Below are 18,117 nucleotides of genomic sequence, written 5' to 3' on the forward strand. Positions count from 1 at the left end.
GACAGCGTAGTCGCGCGTATCGTGGCGGCGGTGAGCGCGGTTTTCGCCGACGTCGATACCGGCATCGATGACGCGGTCGCGTTGGTATATCTGCTGGCCAGTGACGACGCCGAGCTGGTCGGCATCGCCTCGACCGGTGGAAACATTTCGGTCGACCAGGTGTGCGCGAACAACCTCGGTTTGCTCGAATTGTGCCGGGCCGCCGACATACCCGTATCCAAAGGTGCCCGCGAGCCACTGAGCGGGCGATGGCCCGAACACTCAAACATGCACGGCCCCAAGGGTTTAGGCCATGCCGAGCTGCCACCCACCGATCGCGTCCTCACCGGCTACGACGCCACCGCGGCTTGGGTCCGTGCCGCACACACCTTTCCCGGTGAGTTGATCGGCCTGGTCACCGGCCCACTGACCAACCTCGCGCTGGCGCTGCGCGCCGAACCCGCGCTTCCGACACTGCTGCGCAGGCTGGTGATCATGGGCGGCGTGTTCGACGGCGGCGTCATGGCCGAATGGAACATCCGCGTGGACCCCGAAGCGGCCGGCGAGGTGTTCGCGGCATGGACTGGGCAACGACAACTTCCGATCGTGTGCGGTTTGAACCTCACCCGGCAGGTCGTGATGACACCGGACATTCTCGCCCGGCTGGCGTCCGTCTCGGGCCCGTCGCCGATGATGCGGGTGATCGAGGACGCGCTGCGGTTCTACTTCGAGTCACACCAGGCTCGTGGACATGGGTATCTGGCTTACCTACACGACCCGTTGGCCGCCGCGGTGGCGCTGGACCCGGAACTCATAACGACCCGAGCGGCGACGGTGCATATCGAGCCGACGGGTGCGACGGTCGCCGATTGGTCGGGGGGCCGAGAACCCAACGCGCAGATCGGCATTGCCCCGCCTACCTGGGATCCGACGGTGTTCTTCGACCGGTTCATCGATCGGGTCGGCCCCTTCGCGCGCCGAAAATGAGCGCCATCCACCCGTTACGTCCAAAGGCTTCGGCTGTTAGCTGGCGTGCCGAGGAATCCGGCGAACACTTCGACAGATCGCGGCGGCCGAAGGCGTATTGAATCGGCTAAAGAGTGAAGCACCATGTGCGCATCGCACGCAGGCAACCCGGTACTGACTGTCGGTTCCGGTCGGATCCAATCGCAGAAGCAAAACGATTAGGTCGCGATTCGATAACGAATGCCGGAGGCAGGTTTAGTTCGGAGAGCGCAGACGATTCGCGGACATGACGAGCGCAATCGGAGACGGGCTCGCGGCGCTCACGTTCCAGCTCGCCGAGATGTGCGCTATGGCCAGTCAGGCAATGGACTATGCCACGCAGGCTTTGCTGCAGGCCGACCTTGAGGCGGCCGAAGCCGTCACCGCTCTACACGAGCACACCGCGGCGATGGGATCGAGCGCCGACGAAACCACGTTTTTGTTGCTCGCGTTGCACTCGCCGTCGGCCGCAAATCTGCGCCAGATCGTCAACGCCATCCGGATCGCCGGGGATGCGGAAAGGATGGGCGAACTTGCGGTGCAAGTCGCTGAAATCGCCCGCCGCCACCATCCCCAGCATGCGGTGCCTACCGAAGTTAGCGGACGCGTGGCCGAACTGAGCGCATTGGCAATTGGACTGGCCCGCGCTGTTCAAGAAGTGCTGGTGTCGCGAGAACCGCGACTAGTAGCGAGTCTTTGCAGCGACGGCAGCGCAGCCGACGATCTACACCGACAGCTGCTGGCCAAACTGATCGATTCGGGATGGACACACGGCGTCGCTGCCGGCGTTGACGTGGCCCGAATATGCCGGCTCTATGAAGGTTTCGTTGATCACGCTCTCCACATCGCGCAGCGCTTCGCCTTCCAAACCAACGGCCATCGGCCTCGCCTGGCCCAACACCTGAGCACAACACGAGCCGCAACTACGAAGTAAAGGAAAACAATGGTCAAGGATTGCTGGACGCGTCGTCTCATGGTCACCGGAATTGCGGCGGCCACACTGCCGGGGCTGGTTGGTGTGTTTGGGGGCGCCGCGCCCGCGCGGGCCGCTGCACCCGAATTCTTGCAAGTGCCATCGGCGTCGATGGGCCACAACATCACCGTGGAATTTCAGAGCGGAGGCGCCGCGGCGGTCTACTTGCTCGACGGCCTGCGCGCCCGCGACGACCGCAGCGGCTGGGACATCGAAACTCCCGCGTTCGACGAGTATGCCGGTTCGGGGCTTTCGGTGGTGGCGCCGGTGGGCGGCCGGTCCAGCTTTTACTCCGACTGGTACGGCTCGGCGAATGGCCAAACCTACAAGTGGGAAACCTTTCTGACCAGCGAACTGCCGAGCTACCTTTCGGGCCGGGGGGTGCGTTCGACCCGCAATGCCGTAGTTGGGGTCTCAATGTCGGGATCGTCGGCATTGATTTTGGCCGCCTATCATCCCCAGCAGTTCGCCTATGCCGGCGCGCTGTCGGCTTATATGACTCCCTCCAGCGGAAACGGACCCATGCTGCTCAGGCTTTCGATGGGCGATGAGGGCGGCTTCAATCCCGCGGACATGTGGGGACCCGACGGCGGTGCCGGGTGGCAGCGCCACGATCCAACGGTGCAAGCCGGAAGGCTGGCCGCCAACAACACCCGCCTGTGGATCTACAGCGGCAACGGCACACCATCGGAAATCGGCCAGGGCAGCCTGCCCGGCCAAGTCATCGAGCAGATCATCTTGGAAAGCAACGGTGCCTTCAGGGACGCCTACACCGCTGCCGGCGGCCATAATGCGACATTCAATCTCGATAGCAACGGCGTGCATAGTTGGGGCTATTGGAATGCACAGCTGGTGGCGATGAAGCCGGACATCCAGGCGACACTTGGCGCAGGCGGGGGCAGCGCCTGAGGTTACGCCCGGCTATTCATAGGCCCCCTCCAGGTACCACCGCCTTTGGCGGTAACACAGCAGTAGCGCGCGTTCACTCTCCAGCAAGACCTGGGCGCGCGCGGTGCGGCCACCCCCTTGACCGGCCCCGGGCCGGTCGTCCCACCATCGCTCGTCGACCGGCCACGGTCCGGCCCACCAGCGCAGCCGGTCGTCTCGACCGCGGAGGGTCAGTCGCGCCGGATCGGTGGAGAACATCCCCCGGCTGGTCACTCGTACCGGATTTCCTTGAGCATCAAGCAATTCCACTGGATCATCGAGCAGCACCGCAGGCGACGGCTCGGGCAGTTGGCCGGGCCAGGGCTGACCCGGGTCGGCCTGCGGCACTGGCTCAGTGGCTACTAGGCCCAGCGGAATCAACGTAATCCGTTCGGCCGGCCCGCGACCGCCGGACAGCACCGGCACCTGCACCGCTTCCGGGCCGAGTAAGCCCTGGACCCGCACCAGCGCCCGGCGGGCCCGAAGCCTGTCCTCCTCCCCCAGACCACCCCATAACGGCAACTGCAGCGCCCCGGCGGACACCACCTCTATCGCCTGCAGCCGTAACAGGGTCACCGCTGCCGTGGGCCGGTCCTGGGTGGTCCGATTGCTCAACCACCCGTCCAGTTGCCAGCGCACCCGGTCGGCGGTGGCGTCCTCGGTCAACGGCTCGGCGCACCGCCACACCCTGCTCAGCTCTTCGTCATTGGCGGTGACGGCGTGAATGGCCAACCGGGTACATCCCACTCCGGCGGCCATCAGCGCCTGATGCAGCGTGGCGGCCAGCGAGCGTCCGGCGAATGCCGCGGCGTCGACCCGGTCGATCGGCGGATCACAGTGCAGCACGGCGTCGAGTTCCGGCGGCGGCTCACGCCCGGCGGGTGCTCGTTCCGGCTCGCCGTGGGCGAACCGGTGTGCGGCCACCGCGTCGGCGCCAAACCTGGAAGCCACGTCGGTGCGAGACAGCGCGGCAAACTGCCCGATGGTGCGAATCCCCATCCGCCACAACAGATCCGTCAGCTCATCGCGCCCCGGACCACACAGGCTCGGTTCGGTGGCAAGCTGCCGGATAGACAACAATGACAGAAACCGCGCGTCTTGCCCCGGCTCGATGACGCGGCCGGCGCGCGCGGCGAAAACCGCGGTGGACAACTGGTCGGCGATCCCGACCTGACACTCGGCGCCGGCCGCGGCCACCGCGTCGATCAGCCGCTCGGCCGCCTGCTCCTCGGACCCGAAAAAGCGGGCAGCCCCACCCACCGGCAATACCAAGAGCCCGGGCCGCAACACCTCCGCGCGGGGGACCAAATCGTCCACCGCCGCGATCACCCCTTCAAAGAACCGGGCGTCGCGGTCAGCGTCGGCGGTCGCGACGTGCAATTGTGGACAACGCGCCGCGGCCTCCCGGCGGCGAAGCCCACGCCGCACTCCGACCGCCCGCGCGGACGCCGAGCAGGCGATCACACGGTTTGCCAACGTGACCGCGACCGGAGCCGTCGCGGGCTGGCCCGCGGCCGCGGCCGCCGCGACCGCTGGCCAGTCCATACACCAGATCGCCAGCACTCGAGAAGTGACCACCCGATTCACCCCGTACGCGCTCGGCCAATCGTCCGTCCACACCCGCTGATCTGTAGCCGCACCCCACTGATCCGGCCGAACCCGGGGGCGGGCACCCCCCGGGAAGAAGGGGTGATCTCATAGCCGCAGACCCGGGCCTGAAGCCGCGTCGGCGCCCCTTCCCAATCGCCGTCGGTCACCAGCAGGGTGCAACCCTTATGGCGGGCACGGGCCACCACTGCCCGTGCCCGCGTCCGCGTCACCCGACGCCCACCCAGACCGAGCACCACCAGATCCATGCCGTCGATGAGCACGGCGGCCACCTCAACCGGATCGGTTCCGGGATCCGGTATCACCGCGAGCCGGCTCAGATCCGCACCCATTTCCACAGCGGCCAGCAGCCCGATATCCGGTTGGCCGACGATAGCGGCATTACCCCCGGCCGCCGTCACCTCGGCCACCATGCGTAACAACAGCGACCGAGCTCCCGAAAGCACCGCCACCGTTCCGCGCGGCAACCGTGCCGGCCCCGCGGGCAACATGTCGTCCCAACGACCGGAACCCCCGGATAGCTCAGACATCCGTCGACGTAGCGATTCGAGCTGGTCAGAGGCAACAGCGGCAGTCATGACCAGCCTCCCTTTTCGACATCATTCGAATATATGTTCGAGTAAACACCGGGCCTTGGAACCCGTCAAGACGCGTGAGACGCTGCCTCGTGCGGTCGCGTAGAACCACCCTGATACTGGTGTGGCTCTTGGTGTGGTGCGGCCAGCGGCGGTCCCATCGGCCAGCGGCGACGGTCCGGCCTGCCAGCCGGCGGAGCTATTCGCCACCGCCGACGACGAGTCGCCGCTGTTCGAGCTACAAGCCGCCGTGACGATCGCCCTCAACGGCGCCGTGGTGATGGGATCGACCCAGGTCGACGGGATGTTCTGGTCGAATGAGCTGCAGCAGATCACCTATGAGCGCTCGCGCGAATTTCATCTGTGCGTTGCCGACGAGCCCAACGTTGCACAATGTCGCCGAGGCGTTACGCCGCCAGTTCAACCAAGAAGCCGTGCTGACCTTCGACTACCTGCCCGAGGCGAACGCAGTCATGATCACCGTGCCCGACATGGACATCGCGGACATTGCGCACTTCCGCGAGGTCTTCGTGGCCGATTCGACCGCACACCAACGGCTGCTGGGCGGATCGATCACCACACCCGAACACACCTTGATCCTGATTGCCGCCATTGGTGATATAGACATCGCCCATCGGCTGGTCGAGGAGGCCGGCGGCTCCTGGAGCACGGCCACCCTTGACTACGGCAGGCGCGAATTCGTCAACTCGGCCTGAGTCGCACTGGTCGCAATTGTCACAGCAGTCTCTGGACCGGTAGACACGCTCGGCCCACACCTGTTACAGAAAACGCCAGCGCTGCGGCCGCCAACCGGGCCTTCTTGAGTCCCGATAGGGAGATCCGCCGGTCGTAGACGATCGCCGGCGACGCTCTGATAAGGGCCAGCTGATGCCGATAGATGGTGGACATGGTCGCGCAGCAGGCGGCGCTGCGGCGGTCAAGGTGTGGAATCAGCCGCAGTCCCAGCGAATACCAGTCCGCGGCACGGTCGGCACTGAACCGTAGCAGTGCCGCCAGTCGACCGTCGGGGTCGTCCAGCGCCCCCGCGTCATCCAGGCGAAGGCGCACACCGAACCGCTCCAGTTCGCCGCTCGGCAGATAGATCCGCCCATTTAGAAAGTCCTCACGGACGTCGCGCAGAATATTGGTCTGCTGCAACGCGATTCCCAACTGGTCGGCGTATTGCGACGTCGTCGGGCTGACGGGTCCGAAGATGGAAAGACACAACCTTCCGGTCGCCCCGGCGCCTGTGCGGCAGTAGGCGACCAGCTCGTCGAAGTCGCGGTATTCGGCGCCGTCGACATCCATGTGGGCGCCGTCGATCAGCTCGCCGAACGTCGCAATCGGGATAGGAAAGCGGCGAGCGGCGTCGGCCAGCGCGACCAGCACGGGATCCGATGAATTATCCATACTCTCAAGCGATTTCCTGATCGATGTCAGCTCGGCGACCTTGGTCGCGGGCGCCAGTTCGCCGTCGGCGACATCGTCGATCCGCCGGCCGAGCGCATAGACCGCGCACATCGCCGTCCGCTTTTCCCGCGGCAGGAGTCGGATGCCGTAATAGAAGTTCCTGGCTTCCGCGCGGGTGATGCCCTCGGCGATCCGGTATGCCTGTTCGACCGTTGTCATCGGCTCGCCGATTCGTCGTCAATCCGGACCACGCGCGGGAATCTAGCGATGCCGCAGGGGCGGCCCAAGGGCAAATCGACCAACAAGCGCGCACGGTCTATGCACATTGCCCTGGCCACGCCGCGACCGGTCGATAAGCCTGGCTACCTAGCCAAAGTGCCTTCACGGTGAAGCAGGACTGCCCTGACAGGGAAAGAACAGATGACACGCATCGACAACGACACCTGGGATCTGGCTTCGAGCGTTGGTGCGACCGCCACCATGATCGCCGTGGCCCGGGCGATGGCCACCAACGCCAAGAGTCCGTTGATCAACGATCCGTTCGCCGAGCCCCTGGTGCGCGCAGTCGGAATCGATCTGCTCGTTCAGCTGGCCAGTGGTGAGTTGCGGCTGGAGGATCTGGGCGAACACGCAACCGGTGGTAAGTGGATGATCGACAATATCGTGGTCCGGACCAAGTTCTACGACGACTTTTTCCGTGACGCTATGACGGCCGGTATTCGGCAAGCGGTGATTCTGGCGTCCGGCCTTGACACCCGCGCCTACCGATTGCCCTGGCCCGCGGGCACACTGGTCTACGAGATCGATCAGCCCGGGGTCATCGAGTTCAAGACACACGCCCTGGCCGACCTGGACGCGGAACCTACCGCAGAACGGCGCGCCGTGGCCATCGACCTGCGCCACGACTGGCCGACCGCCTTGAAGGATGCCGGCTTCGACCCGACCAGGCCGACGGCCTGGAGCGCCGAGGGGTTGCTCAGTTATCTGTCACCGCAAGCGCAGGACCGCTTGCTCGACACGATCACCGCGCTGAGCGCCCCCGGCGGCCGCCTGGCCACTCAAAGCGCGCTCGTGCTCGACCCGGTTGACGAGCAAAGGAAGCAGAAGCGTATGCAAAGCGCCGCCGAAACGTGGCGTTCGCGCGGCTTCGATCTCGACCTGACCGAGCTGATCTACTTCGATGAACGCAACGACGCCCACAGCTACCTCGTCAGCCACGGCTGGCAGGTCACGGGCAGCACCACACAGGAACTCTTTGCGGCCCACGGGCTGCCGCCCTTCGACGACGACGACACGAGCCGGTTCGCCGGCCGCCATTACATCAGCGCCACGTTGCAATAGGACCCCCTCCCGTCCCACAGCTAGCAATGTGGCAGCTGACGAAGCGTCGCCGAGCTACTCCCACTCGATGGTGCCGGGAGGCTTGCTGGTGATGTCCAGCACCACACGGTTGACCTCGGCGACCTCGTTGGTGATGCGAGTCGAGATGCGTTCTAGCACTTCGTAAGGCACCCGAGTCCAGTCGGCCGTCATGGCGTCTTCACTGGACACCGGACGCAGCACGATCGGGTGCCCGTAGGTGCGGTTGTCGCCCTGCACCCCGACCGAGCGGACGTCGGCCAGCAGCACAATCGGACACTGCCAGATCTGGTTGTCCAGGCCGGCCGCGGTAAGCTCCTCGCGCGCGATCGAGTCGGCGCGCCGTAACGTGTCCAGCCGCTTAACCGTGACTTCGCCGACGATCCGGATACCTAGACCCGGTCCCGGAAACGGCTGGCGCGCAACGATTTCCTCCGGCAGGCCCAACTCCCGTCCCACCGCGCGCACCTCGTCTTTGAACAGCAGCCGCAGCGGCTCGACGAGTTTGAACTTCAGGTCGCCCGGCAGACCGCCAACATTGTGATGGCTCTTGATGTTCGCGGTGCCGCTGCCGCCACCGGATTCCACCACGTCCGGATACAGCGTGCCCTGCACCAGAAACTCAATGTCTTTTCCGGGGCTAGGCCGGCTAGGCCCGCCTATAACATCGCGCACCGCTCCTTCGAAGGCCCGGATGAACTGGCGGCCGATGATCTTGCGCTTGCCCTCTGGGTTGCTCACACCCGACAGCGCCTCGAGGAAGGTCTGCGCCGCGTCGACGGTAACCAGGTTGGCCCCGGTTGCGGCCACGAAATCGCGCTGCACCTGTTCACGCTCGCCCGCTCGCAACAGCCCGTGGTCGACGAAGACACACGTCAGCCGGTCGCCGATGGCGCGCTGCACCAGCGCCGCGGCCACCGCCGAATCCACCCCGCCGGACAGCCCGCAGATCGCGTGGCCGTCGCCGATCTGTCGCCGCACCCGCTCGATCAGCGCATTGGCGATGTGGGCGGGCGTCCAATCCGCAGCGAGCCCGGCGAAGTCGTGCAGAAACCGGCTGAGCACCTGTTGCCCGTGCGGGGTGTGCAGCACCTCAGGGTGATACTGCACCCCCGCCAGGCGCCGGGCCCGAGACTCGAACGCGGCCACCGGGGTTCCCGGGCTGCTGGCCACCACGTCGAAGCCCTCCGGCGCGACCGTGACCGCGTCACCGTGACTCATCCACACCGGCTGGACCCCGGGTAGATTCGAATGCAGTTCGCCGCCAAGGACTTTCAGTTCTGTCCGGCCGTACTCACTGGTGCCGGTGTGGGCGACGGTCCCACCGAGCGCGCGGGCCATAGCCTGAAACCCGTAGCAGATGCCGAACACCGGGACGCCCAAGTCGAACAGCGCCGGATCGAGCTGCGGAGCACCCTCGGCGTACACACTGGCCGGTCCGCCGGAAAGCACCAGCGCCAGCGGGTCACGGGCCCTGATCTCCTCGATCGAGGCAGAGTGCGGGATAACCTCCGAGAAAACCCGGGCTTCTCGGACCCGGCGGGCGATCAACTGCGCATACTGGGCACCGAAGTCGACCACCAACACGGGCCGCGGCGACGCTGAATCCACGGGCAGCAAGTCTAGTGGCTGGTGCGAACACCGCACGCTTACGCAGACCGGTCCGGTACGATCGCCGTTTGTTGGGTTAAGGGCTGAAGGGGTTCTAGGGTGCGGGTTACAGGGAAAATTGTTCGTTTTGACGAGATGCGCGGATACGGCTTCATTACGCCAGATATTGGCGGGGACGATGTCTTTCTACACGTCAACGACCTCGAAATGGAAAAGCGCCTCGCGACCCGGGGCGCTCGGGTCTCCTTTGAAATCGAAGAAGGTGACCGGGGCAAGTTTGCGACGGAGGTCCGCATGTCAACCGACGTTGCGCCGGTACGCGCCCCGGTCTCCGATGTCGAGGACCTGAACGCGGCGAACGACGATTACTTCGACGTACTTTCGTCCGAAGAATTCCGTCACGTCGTAACCGAAAAACTGTTACAAATAACTCCGCCACTGACTGCCCAGCAGATTCTGGCCGTGCGCAGTAGCTTTGAGCAGCTTGCCCGGCAACAAGGTCTGATCGATTCGTAATGTGAGGTTCCCCGTGCTGGGTCTGCCAGAGAATGTGCGCGCCTGCCTGTTCGACCTCGATGGTGTGCTCACCGATACCGCGAGCGTGCACACGAAGGCGTGGAAGGCCATGTTCGACGCGTACTTATCGCAACGCGCCGAACGCACCGGCGATGCGTTCGTTCCGTTCGATCCGGCCTCCGACTATCGGCAATACGTGGACGGCAAGAAACGCGAAGACGGGGTCCGGTCATTTCTGAGCAGTCGCAAAATCGAAGTGCCCGAAGGCAATCCCGACGACCCCGGCGACGCCGAGACAGTGCACGGCCTGGGCAACCGCAAGAATGAAATGTTCCAGAAGGTCCTGCGGGAAGATGGCGTCGAAGTGTTCGACGGGTCGCGACGCTATCTAGAGGCGGCCTCGGACGCGGGTCTGGGTATCGCCGTGGTGTCCTCCAGCGCCAACACCCGCGACGTGCTGAAAATCACCGGTTTGGACCGGTTCGTCCAGCAGCGGGTTGACGGCGTCACGCTGCGCGAAGAACACATCGCCGGCAAGCCCGCCCCCGACTCGTTCCTGCGCGGAGCACAGTTGCTCGACGTCGCGCCCGACGCCGCGGCCGTTTTCGAGGACGCTCTGTCCGGCGTGGCCGCCGGCCGTGCCGGTAGCTTCGGTTTCGTAGTGGGCGTCGACAGAGTGGGCCAGGCCGAGGAATTGCGCCGCAGTGGCGCTGACCTAGTTGTTACCGATCTCGGCGAACTGCTGCAGTCATGATCACCGAAGAAGCATTTCCGGTAGAGCCGTGGCAGGTCCGGGAGACCCGGCTGAACCTGAACCTGTTGGCCCAGTCCGAGTCGCTATTCGCGTTGTCCAACGGGCACATCGGGTTGCGCGGCAACCTCGACGAAGGCGAACCCTACGGCCTGCCGGGCACCTATTTGAACTCCTTTTACGAAATCCGGCCGCTGCCATACGCAGAGGCCGGATATGGCTATCCGGAGGCCGGCCAAACCGTCGTCGACGTCACCAACGGCAAGATCATTCGCCTGATGGTCGACGACGAGCCGTTCGACGTCCGCTACGGCGAATTGATTGACCACGAGCGGATTCTCGACCTGCGCGCGGGAACGATGACCCGCCGCGCACACTGGTGCTCCCCCACCGGCAAGCAGGTCAAAGTGGTGTCCACCAGGATGGTGTCGCTGGTCCAGCGCAGCGTCGCGGCCATCGAGTACGTGGTGGAAGCCGTCGGCGAATTCGCCCGAGTAACCGTGCAGTCCGAATTGGTCACCAACGAAGACCAACCGGAGACCTCCGACGACCCACGGGTTTCGGCCATTCTGGAACACCCGCTCGAGGCCGTCGAGCACGAAAGCAGCGGCAGCGGAGCGCTTCTCATGCACCGGACTCGGGCCAGCGCCTTGATGATGGCCGCCACGATGGATCATGAGGTAGAAGTCCCGGGGCGGGTCGAGATCGCCACCGACGCACGGGCGGACTTGGCCCGCACCACCGTGATCTGCGGGCTGCGCCCGGGACAGAAGCTGCGCATCGTCAAATACCTGGCATACGGGTGGTCCAGCCTGCGCTCGCGTCCCGCGCTGCGTGACCAGGCCGCTGCGGCGCTGCACAGCGCCCGCTACAGCGGATGGCAGGGACTGGTCGACGGGCAGCGGGCCTACCTCGACGACTTCTGGGACTCCGCGGACGTGGAGGTCGAAGGTGACCCGGAATCCCAGCAGGCGGTGCGATTCGGGCTCTTCCACCTGTTGCAGGCCAGCGCGCGCGCCGAACGCCGTGCCATCCCCAGCAAGGGCCTCACCGGCACCGGCTATGACGGCCACGCCTTTTGGGACACCGAGGGTTTCGTGCTGCCGGTGCTGACCTACACATTGCCGCACGCGGTCGCCGATGCCCTGCGCTGGCGGGCATCAACCTTGAACCTGGCCCGGGAAAGAGCGGCCGAACTCGGCCTCAACGGCGCCGCATTCCCCTGGCGAACGATTCGCGGCCAGGAGTGCTCGGCCTACTGGCCGGCGGGCACCGCGGCCTGGCACATCAACGCCGACATCGCGATGGCGTTCGAGCGCTACCGCACCGTCACCGGTGACCACTCGCTGGAAGCCGAGTGTGGCCTTGAGGTACTCATCGAGACCGCTCGGTTGTGGATGTCGCTGGGCCACCACGATCGGCACGGCGTCTGGCACCTCGACGGTGTCACCGGTCCCGACGAGTACACGGCGATCGTCCGCGACAACGTGTTCACCAACTTGATGGCCGCCCACAATCTGCTCACCGCCGCCGACGCCAGCACCCGTCACCCCGACAAGGCAGCTGAATTCGGTGTCACCACAGAGGAAATGGCCGCCTGGCGTGACGCGGCCGCAGCCACCCACATCCCCTACGACGAGGAGCTGGGTGTGCATCAGCAATGCGAAGGATTCACCACGTTCGCGGAGTGGGACTTCGAAACCAACACCACCTACCCGTTGCTGTTGCACGAGGCCTACGTGCGGCTGTACCCCACGCAGGTGATCAAGCAGGCCGATCTGGTGCTGGCGATGCAGTGGCAGAGCCACGCCTTCACCCCCGAACAGAAGGCGCGCAACGTCGACTACTACGAGCGGCGCATGGTGCGCGACTCATCGCTGTCGGCCTGCACCCAAGCGGTGATGTGCGCCGACGTCGGCCACCTGGAGCTGGCCCATGACTACGCCTACGAGGCCGCGCTGATCGACCTGCGCGATCTGCACCAGAACACCCGCGACGGCTTGCACATGGCTTCGCTGGCCGGTGCCTGGACGGCGCTGGTTGCCGGCTTCGGTGGCCTGCGTGACGACGAGGGCATCCTGTCGATCGATCCGCAACTCCCCGACGGGATCTCATGCCTGCGGTTCCGGCTGCGCTGGCAAGGGTACCGGCTGACCGTCGACGTCAAACACGCCGACGTGACCTACACCCTGCGCGACGGGCCGGGCGGCAAGTTGCCCATCCGGCACGCCGGCAAAGATCTCACGCTGGATACCGATTCGCCGACAACGCTTACCGTACGGCCCCGGGACCCGCTGCTGCCGGCCCCGCCACAGCCGCCCGGCCGGGAGCCGTTTCACCGGCGGGCCATGGCCAAGTCCGCCGTCACGGCATCGCCTGCGCACCAGAGGTAACTTCCCACCGACCGCCTGCCACTGCCGCACAATCAACGCTTGACACGCGCCACCGCGCCCGGCGTGACATTTGCCAAGAGGTAAGGCTAACCTTATGCGCACCCCTCATGCTGTTCTCGCGGTAGCTAGGTCGGGGCGCCGGTTCAAATGGTGGTGCGACGACCTGCTTTGCGACAACCGCCCCGACACCCGAGTAGACAGACGTTGACCCCTGCATATATGAACACTCGAACGCTTGACGGCTCGGCGCTGCGGCCGCTGTCCGTGGCACACGCGGCACCCGCCGACTCCGGGTCCAGATCCCAGACGCCTGGCGCGTTGATCTCTAAGATCCCGTTCATCCGCCCGAGTTTTCCCGGGCCCGCCGAGCTGGCTGAGGACTTCGCCGAGATCACTCATGCCAACTGGTACACGAACTTCGGTCCCAAGGAGCGGAAGTTCGCCCGCGCCCTGGGCGACTACCTGGGACCGGATCGGCACGTTGCCACCCTTGCGAACGGCACCATGGCACTTATCGCGGCGCTCCAGGTTACTTATGGTCCCGGAATGCGGGACCGCTATCTGCTGATGCCCTCGTTCACCTTCGTCGGCGTTGCCCAAGCCGCGCTCTGGACGGGGTACCGCCCGTGGTTTATCGACATCGACGCCGACACCTGGCAGCCATGCGCCCTCTCCGCCCGCGCCGTCCTCGAACGCAGCCGCGACCGGATTGCAGGCATCCGGCTTGCCAACGTGTTCGGCGTCGGCAACCCCCAGATCCGTGCTTGGGAGGATCTAGCCGCCGAATGGGAGCTGCCGATTGTGCTCGACTCGGCGGCTGGCTTCGGTTCCGCGTACGCCGACGGCGAGCGCCTTGGTGGACGTGGCGCTTGCGAGGTCTTTTCCTTCCATGCGACCAAGCCGTTCGCGGTCGGCGAGGGCGGCGCTTTGGTTTCTCGCGACCCACGGCTCATCGAGCAGGCGTACAAATTCCAGAACTTCGGCTTGGTGAAGACGCGTGAGGCCATCCAGCTCGGGATGAACGGGAAGCTGCAGGAGATCAGCGCCGCTATCGGCCTGCGCCAGCTGGCCGGGCTCGATCGCCGACTGGCAAGTCGCCGCAAGGTCCTCGAGTACTATCGCGCCGGGCTCGCGGGCGTGGGTGTGCGTTTCCAGAACAATGCCGGCGCTTCGTCGCTCTGCTTCGCGAGCGCTTGCTGCCAGTCCGCTGACCACAAAGCCGCGATTATGGCTAGCCTGCAAATGCACGCGATCGAAGCGCGTGACTACTACAACCCACCACAACACCTGCATCCGTACTTTGTGACGAACCCTGAGTTGGCAGAGTCGACCGATCTACCCGTCACAACCGACATTTGCTCGCGAATCGTGTCGCTGCCGGTCCACGACCACATGGCCTCGGTTGACGTCGCCCGGGTCGTTGCCGCCGTGCAGGGCGGGGCGGTTCGCGGTGACTGAGACATTTGCTGGCCACTCACCCAAAGTGAGTGTGGTTTCGATCACTTACAACCACGAGGCGTTCATCCGCGACGCTCTGGACAGCTTCGTCGCTCAGAAGACCGATTTCCCCGTGGAGATGATCGTCGCCGACGATGCCTCCACTGACGGTACGCCGGCGATTATCCGGGAGTACGCCGATCGCCACCCCCACCTGTTTCGGCCGATCCTTCGGCCCAAGAATATTGGCGTTTACGCGAATTTCGTGGACACCCTGTCGACCGCTCGAGGCGAGTACGTAGCGCTGTGCGAGGGAGACGATTACTGGACCGATCCGCTGAAGCTGGCCAAGCAGGTGGAATTCTTGGACCAGCACCCCGAAACAGCCGTGTGCTTCCATCCCGTGCGAGTGATTCATGACGACGGGACACCTGCCGTAGAGTTCCCGCCGATCGCGTGGCGCCGCGACATGAGCTTGGATGCCCTCATTGCGCGGAACTTCATCCAGACCAACTCGGTCGTTTACCGCCGCCAGCAAAGCTACGACGACATCCCGCCCAACATCATGCCGATCGATTGGTACCTGCATGTTCGGCATGCGGTAAACGGCGGGATAGCCATGCTGCCCGAGACAATGGCGGTCTACCGCCGCCACCCGCAAGGCATTTGGTATGACTCCGATCGCGACCGCCAGAAGTTCTGGGAGGTGCACGGCCACGGGGTGACGGCGATGCTCGAGGCGATGCTGGACCTGTTTCCCGGCGACCATGCCCGCGAGAAGATCATCGGTCGGGTGTCCGACATGTTCCTCGGCGAGATGGCAAAGGTGCCGGGCCCCAAGGGTCGCGCTGTCCTGCTGGAATCCATCGCCGCCCATCCGCGGATGACAATGCTGTCCCTTCAGCACCGGTGGACGCAAACGCCCTGGCGGCGACTTGAGCACAGGCTCTCCACCAATCTGAAGACTTGGCGCAAGAATGCGCGCACTTACTCCGCCCGGGTCAGGCGCCCGATGACTGCGGCTCGGCGCCGCGCGTTCGACCACTAGGGCGCGCTGTCCGCCTCCGGCTTCTGGACGACGTAAAGAACCGAACCGGGTGCAATACCGTGCCGAGGGAACGCCTCTTGGCTGAAGGTGAGTTGGTCAACCGTGAAAAGCTCAAACCCGTGCTGTCGGATTCGCGAGCAGAGAGTGGCGCGATCGTAGAGCCGCAGATGGTCGCCCTGGGCAAAACGGCGCCACCGCTCCCCTTCGTCGGTCACCGCGGGATCCTCGTCGAAGCTACCGTTCGGCGTCACCGGGGTCATGACGATGCCGCGCCCACCGGGCGCCAGTATCCGGTAGAGCTCGTTCAGCGCGCGGCCGTCATCCGAGACGTGCTCGAGAACGTGGGAGCAGATGAAGAAGTCGAACGCACCGTCCGCATAGTTCGGCATGTCCGTGATGTCGACGACGTCATCCACACCGGGCATCATCAGGTCTGCGGTTCGGTATTGGAGGTCGCCGCGGATCCGCAAGGATGCCGCTAGGGCTGCCGTAGGGGCAAAATCGACCACCCGTCGCGGCCCATCGGGCTCCAGGAAGCGGTCGATATATAGCTTGTAGAGCCGGTCCCGATCCGTGGAACCGCACACCGGACAAAGGTATCGGCGATGGTTCAAGGTCTCGAAGTCGTCGAGGGAGTAAGGAAAATTGTGCTTGGCCAGCGTGCGGCCCAGCATGCGACTGACGCTCCTGAATCGGACCCGACTCCCGCACAGGTTGCATTGACCTGGTCCCACGTAACACAGGCGTCGGATGAAGCGACCGGCATCCACGAGCTGCATCCGGCTCAGCAACAGACCGCGGTCGCGGGCTTCAGCGATGCGAGCAGGCTGGCGGCCAGCGATTTCGCCAGCGAGCGGATCCGGGGCGCGCTCTCGACGTGCCAAAAGCGGATCTTGGGATTGAAATTCCCGCCCACCAGGGGCCCGATGACGCAAAAATTCGGGCTGGCTTCGAAATCGTCGTTCACCAGGAGGCCACGGTTGGTGCGGTTGGGGCGGCAAAGCCCGTTCTGCATTGCGGCGACGAGGAACGGCGACGAACACGCATCTAGCTCTTCGAAACCGCCACAGTTCAGCACCGCCGCGAAGGGGACGGGGTGGCTATGCTCGGCGCCCGCGGCTCGGTAGGTCATGGTGGCGAACGGCTGGCCGGACGCGCAGGCATCCAGGCGCAATACTTCCCCGGCGAGCAGGCGCAGCGTGCCGTTCGCGGCCAACTCCTGCGATGCCTGGCGGCAATCGCGTCCCGCGCGCCGCACCAACTTCGTGAAGTTCATGCCGTGCACGCAGAAGAACTCTTCCTGCTGCGCCAGATCCATCTTGTGCAACGCCTGCCTCAGCAGGGCGCCAACGGAGTCGTACAAATCGGCCAGGTTCAACGAGCGTGCTTTGGCCGTGGCGAGATCGTCGCGGATCGCAGACATCAGATCCGCTGCCGCTACCGCTTCCGCTTCCGCTTCCGCGGAGAGCAACGTGCGCAGCCGCGGAAATTCGAATTCCGTTGGCTCGTCGCAGATCTGGTAAGGCAGGATGCCGGACCGTGAGATGACGGTGATGGAGTGGACTCGTTCGCGGATGCGCGCGTCGTGACGCATCAGGTAGAGCGCTTCGAGGGAGGTGGCGTTGGAACCCACGACCAGCACGTTGCGCTTCTCGCGCGGCTCGACCCGGTCGAGCGACTGGCGCAGCCGCTCCAGGTTGCTCTCCCCACCAGGGGCATAGAGATCGTTGATATACGTGAACGCGGGTTCGGAATCGCCCGCAACGATCGCTTTGGTCGGGGGGCTGCCGATGGAAACAACCACTTTGCCTGCGGCGATCGCCGTTGGGCCGTCTCCGGACGGGCTCAGTCCGATCACGTAGCCACCGTCCCCACCGTCCGCGGAATGGGCGCTAACGGCGTCGGCGCGGATAGTCACGATTTCGGCCAGGTCGCGCATGCCCAGCGCGAGGATCGCGGCATTCACCTGCTCCGAGATAAACGCACCGAAGAGAAAGCGCGGCAGGTAGAGCTCGCCCCACTGGTTGCCGTCCAGCGCTTCGCGGTTGTCGTAGATCCAGCGCACCGCGGCGTCGCCCCCGGCCTCCTGCAAGAAAGCCAGCCAGCGCTGCTTGTTGCGCTCCAGCCAGGCGCTGTAGGCGGACTTTTCGGGCTCGTCGGCGAAATCGTCGAGCTTCTGAATGGCGAGCGATTCGATGCTGGAGCGTCGGCCATAGGCGATTCCGCACCAGAACTGCTCGTCCCGCTCCACAACCGCGATGCGCAGCTTGGGCGGCGCCGTTGGGCCGCTCAGCAAAGCATCGGCCATTTCCAGCAGCGTCATGGAGCACGCGACCCCGCTACCGATGAACGCAATGTCGAAGGCGGGTGGAGCGGTCATGGCGAACCCGCTTGTCCGTCGACCGGCATCCACTCCCTCTCTCGGCACCTGGATCGGGTCACGCTTCTGTCGCCTGACAGCGGCAAGAGCCATCAAGTTAGCGAAGGCTAACATAATCTAGCGGCGTGGTTGGGTCGGTCTCGTT

16 protein-coding genes are annotated in these 18,117 nt (G+C 65.0%); 10 read left to right on the forward strand and 6 right to left on the reverse strand.

The features are described from left to right. The first annotated feature begins 30 nt into the window (after positions 1-30). From MSIMFI_RS00790 to MSIMFI_RS00800, 3 genes are all read left to right on the forward strand, one after another. Complete coding sequence (locus MSIMFI_RS00790) at positions 31-966, forward strand: nucleoside hydrolase (protein WP_191495778.1); 936 nt, start codon at positions 31-33, stop codon at positions 964-966. Between the two features lie 265 nt (positions 967-1,231). Then, positions 1,232-1,918: a phosphate signaling complex PhoU family protein gene (locus tag MSIMFI_RS00795; protein ID WP_191495779.1), complete on the forward strand. Its 687-nt coding sequence runs from the start codon at positions 1,232-1,234 to the stop codon at positions 1,916-1,918. A 9-nt stretch (positions 1,919-1,927) separates the two neighbouring features. Next, positions 1,928-2,866, forward strand: coding sequence for an esterase family protein (locus MSIMFI_RS00800; RefSeq protein WP_191495780.1), 939 nt, complete (start codon positions 1,928-1,930; stop codon positions 2,864-2,866). Positions 2,867-2,878: 12 nt separating this feature from the next. Here the strand turns inward: MSIMFI_RS00800 and MSIMFI_RS00805 are convergent, their stop codons facing one another. Together MSIMFI_RS00805 and MSIMFI_RS00810 are read right to left on the reverse strand one after the other, a co-directional pair. After that, on the reverse strand, positions 2,879-4,429 hold the full coding sequence (locus MSIMFI_RS00805; RefSeq protein ID WP_191497954.1) for a DNA polymerase Y family protein: 1,551 nt from the start codon (positions 4,427-4,429) through the stop codon (positions 2,879-2,881). 38 nt (positions 4,430-4,467) lie between these two features. Further along, complete coding sequence (locus MSIMFI_RS00810) at positions 4,468-5,070, reverse strand: hypothetical protein (RefSeq protein WP_191495781.1); 603 nt, start codon at positions 5,068-5,070, stop codon at positions 4,468-4,470. Positions 5,071-5,405: 335 nt separating this feature from the next. Between MSIMFI_RS00810 and MSIMFI_RS27650 the strand changes: the two genes are divergently transcribed. Then, a complete protein-coding gene (locus MSIMFI_RS27650; protein ID WP_224770025.1) occupies positions 5,406-5,783 on the forward strand; it encodes a hypothetical protein in 378 nt (125 codons plus the stop codon). A 19-nt stretch (positions 5,784-5,802) separates the two neighbouring features. Here MSIMFI_RS27650 and hpnD read toward each other — a convergent pair whose 3' ends face one another. Further along, a complete protein-coding gene (hpnD, locus tag MSIMFI_RS00820) occupies positions 5,803-6,696 on the reverse strand; it encodes a presqualene diphosphate synthase HpnD (RefSeq protein ID WP_191495782.1) in 894 nt (297 codons plus the stop codon). A 201-nt stretch (positions 6,697-6,897) separates the two neighbouring features. Between hpnD and MSIMFI_RS00825 the strand changes: the two genes are divergently transcribed. Continuing rightward, a complete protein-coding gene (locus MSIMFI_RS00825; RefSeq protein WP_191495783.1) occupies positions 6,898-7,818 on the forward strand; it encodes a class I SAM-dependent methyltransferase in 921 nt (306 codons plus the stop codon). A 54-nt stretch (positions 7,819-7,872) separates the two neighbouring features. Here MSIMFI_RS00825 and guaA read toward each other — a convergent pair whose 3' ends face one another. Further along, positions 7,873-9,456, reverse strand: coding sequence for a glutamine-hydrolyzing GMP synthase (gene guaA / locus MSIMFI_RS00830; RefSeq protein ID WP_191495784.1), 1,584 nt, complete (start codon positions 9,454-9,456; stop codon positions 7,873-7,875). Positions 9,457-9,546: 90 nt separating this feature from the next. On the opposite strand from guaA, the gene MSIMFI_RS00835 reads away from it, so the two are divergent. The 5 genes from MSIMFI_RS00835 (at position 9,547) to MSIMFI_RS00855 (ending at position 15,592) form a co-directional block, all read left to right on the forward strand. Next, the gene (locus MSIMFI_RS00835) at positions 9,547-9,963 is read left to right on the forward strand and encodes a cold shock domain-containing protein (protein ID WP_191495785.1); all 417 of its coding nucleotides are present in this window, start codon (positions 9,547-9,549) and stop codon (positions 9,961-9,963) included. Then, positions 9,956-10,717: a beta-phosphoglucomutase family hydrolase gene (locus MSIMFI_RS00840; RefSeq protein WP_224770215.1), complete on the forward strand. Its 762-nt coding sequence runs from the start codon at positions 9,956-9,958 to the stop codon at positions 10,715-10,717. The genes MSIMFI_RS00835 and MSIMFI_RS00840 overlap by 8 nt, the downstream gene beginning before the upstream one ends. Continuing rightward, a complete protein-coding gene (locus tag MSIMFI_RS00845; protein WP_191495787.1) occupies positions 10,714-13,107 on the forward strand; it encodes a glycoside hydrolase family 65 protein in 2,394 nt (797 codons plus the stop codon). Before MSIMFI_RS00840 ends, MSIMFI_RS00845 begins: the two co-directional genes overlap by 4 nt. A 219-nt stretch (positions 13,108-13,326) precedes the next feature. Next, positions 13,327-14,565: a DegT/DnrJ/EryC1/StrS family aminotransferase gene (locus MSIMFI_RS00850; RefSeq protein ID WP_191495788.1), complete on the forward strand. Its 1,239-nt coding sequence runs from the start codon at positions 13,327-13,329 to the stop codon at positions 14,563-14,565. A 25-nt stretch (positions 14,566-14,590) separates the two neighbouring features. Then, a complete protein-coding gene (locus tag MSIMFI_RS00855; RefSeq protein WP_191497955.1) occupies positions 14,591-15,592 on the forward strand; it encodes a glycosyltransferase in 1,002 nt (333 codons plus the stop codon). Here MSIMFI_RS00855 and MSIMFI_RS00860 read toward each other — a convergent pair. Beyond that, the gene (locus MSIMFI_RS00860) at positions 15,589-16,266 is read right to left on the reverse strand and encodes a class I SAM-dependent methyltransferase (protein WP_191495789.1); all 678 of its coding nucleotides are present in this window, start codon (positions 16,264-16,266) and stop codon (positions 15,589-15,591) included. The genes MSIMFI_RS00855 and MSIMFI_RS00860 overlap by 4 nt on opposite strands. A gap of 110 nt (positions 16,267-16,376) precedes the next feature. Beyond that, complete coding sequence (locus MSIMFI_RS00865) at positions 16,377-17,972, reverse strand: FAD/NAD(P)-binding protein (RefSeq protein ID WP_191495790.1); 1,596 nt, start codon at positions 17,970-17,972, stop codon at positions 16,377-16,379. Positions 17,973-18,117 lie beyond the last annotated feature (145 nt).

The sequence above is a fragment of the Mycobacterium simulans genome (genome assembly GCF_900232995.1).
Taxonomy (GTDB): Bacteria; Actinomycetota; Actinomycetes; order Mycobacteriales; family Mycobacteriaceae; genus Mycobacterium; species Mycobacterium simulans.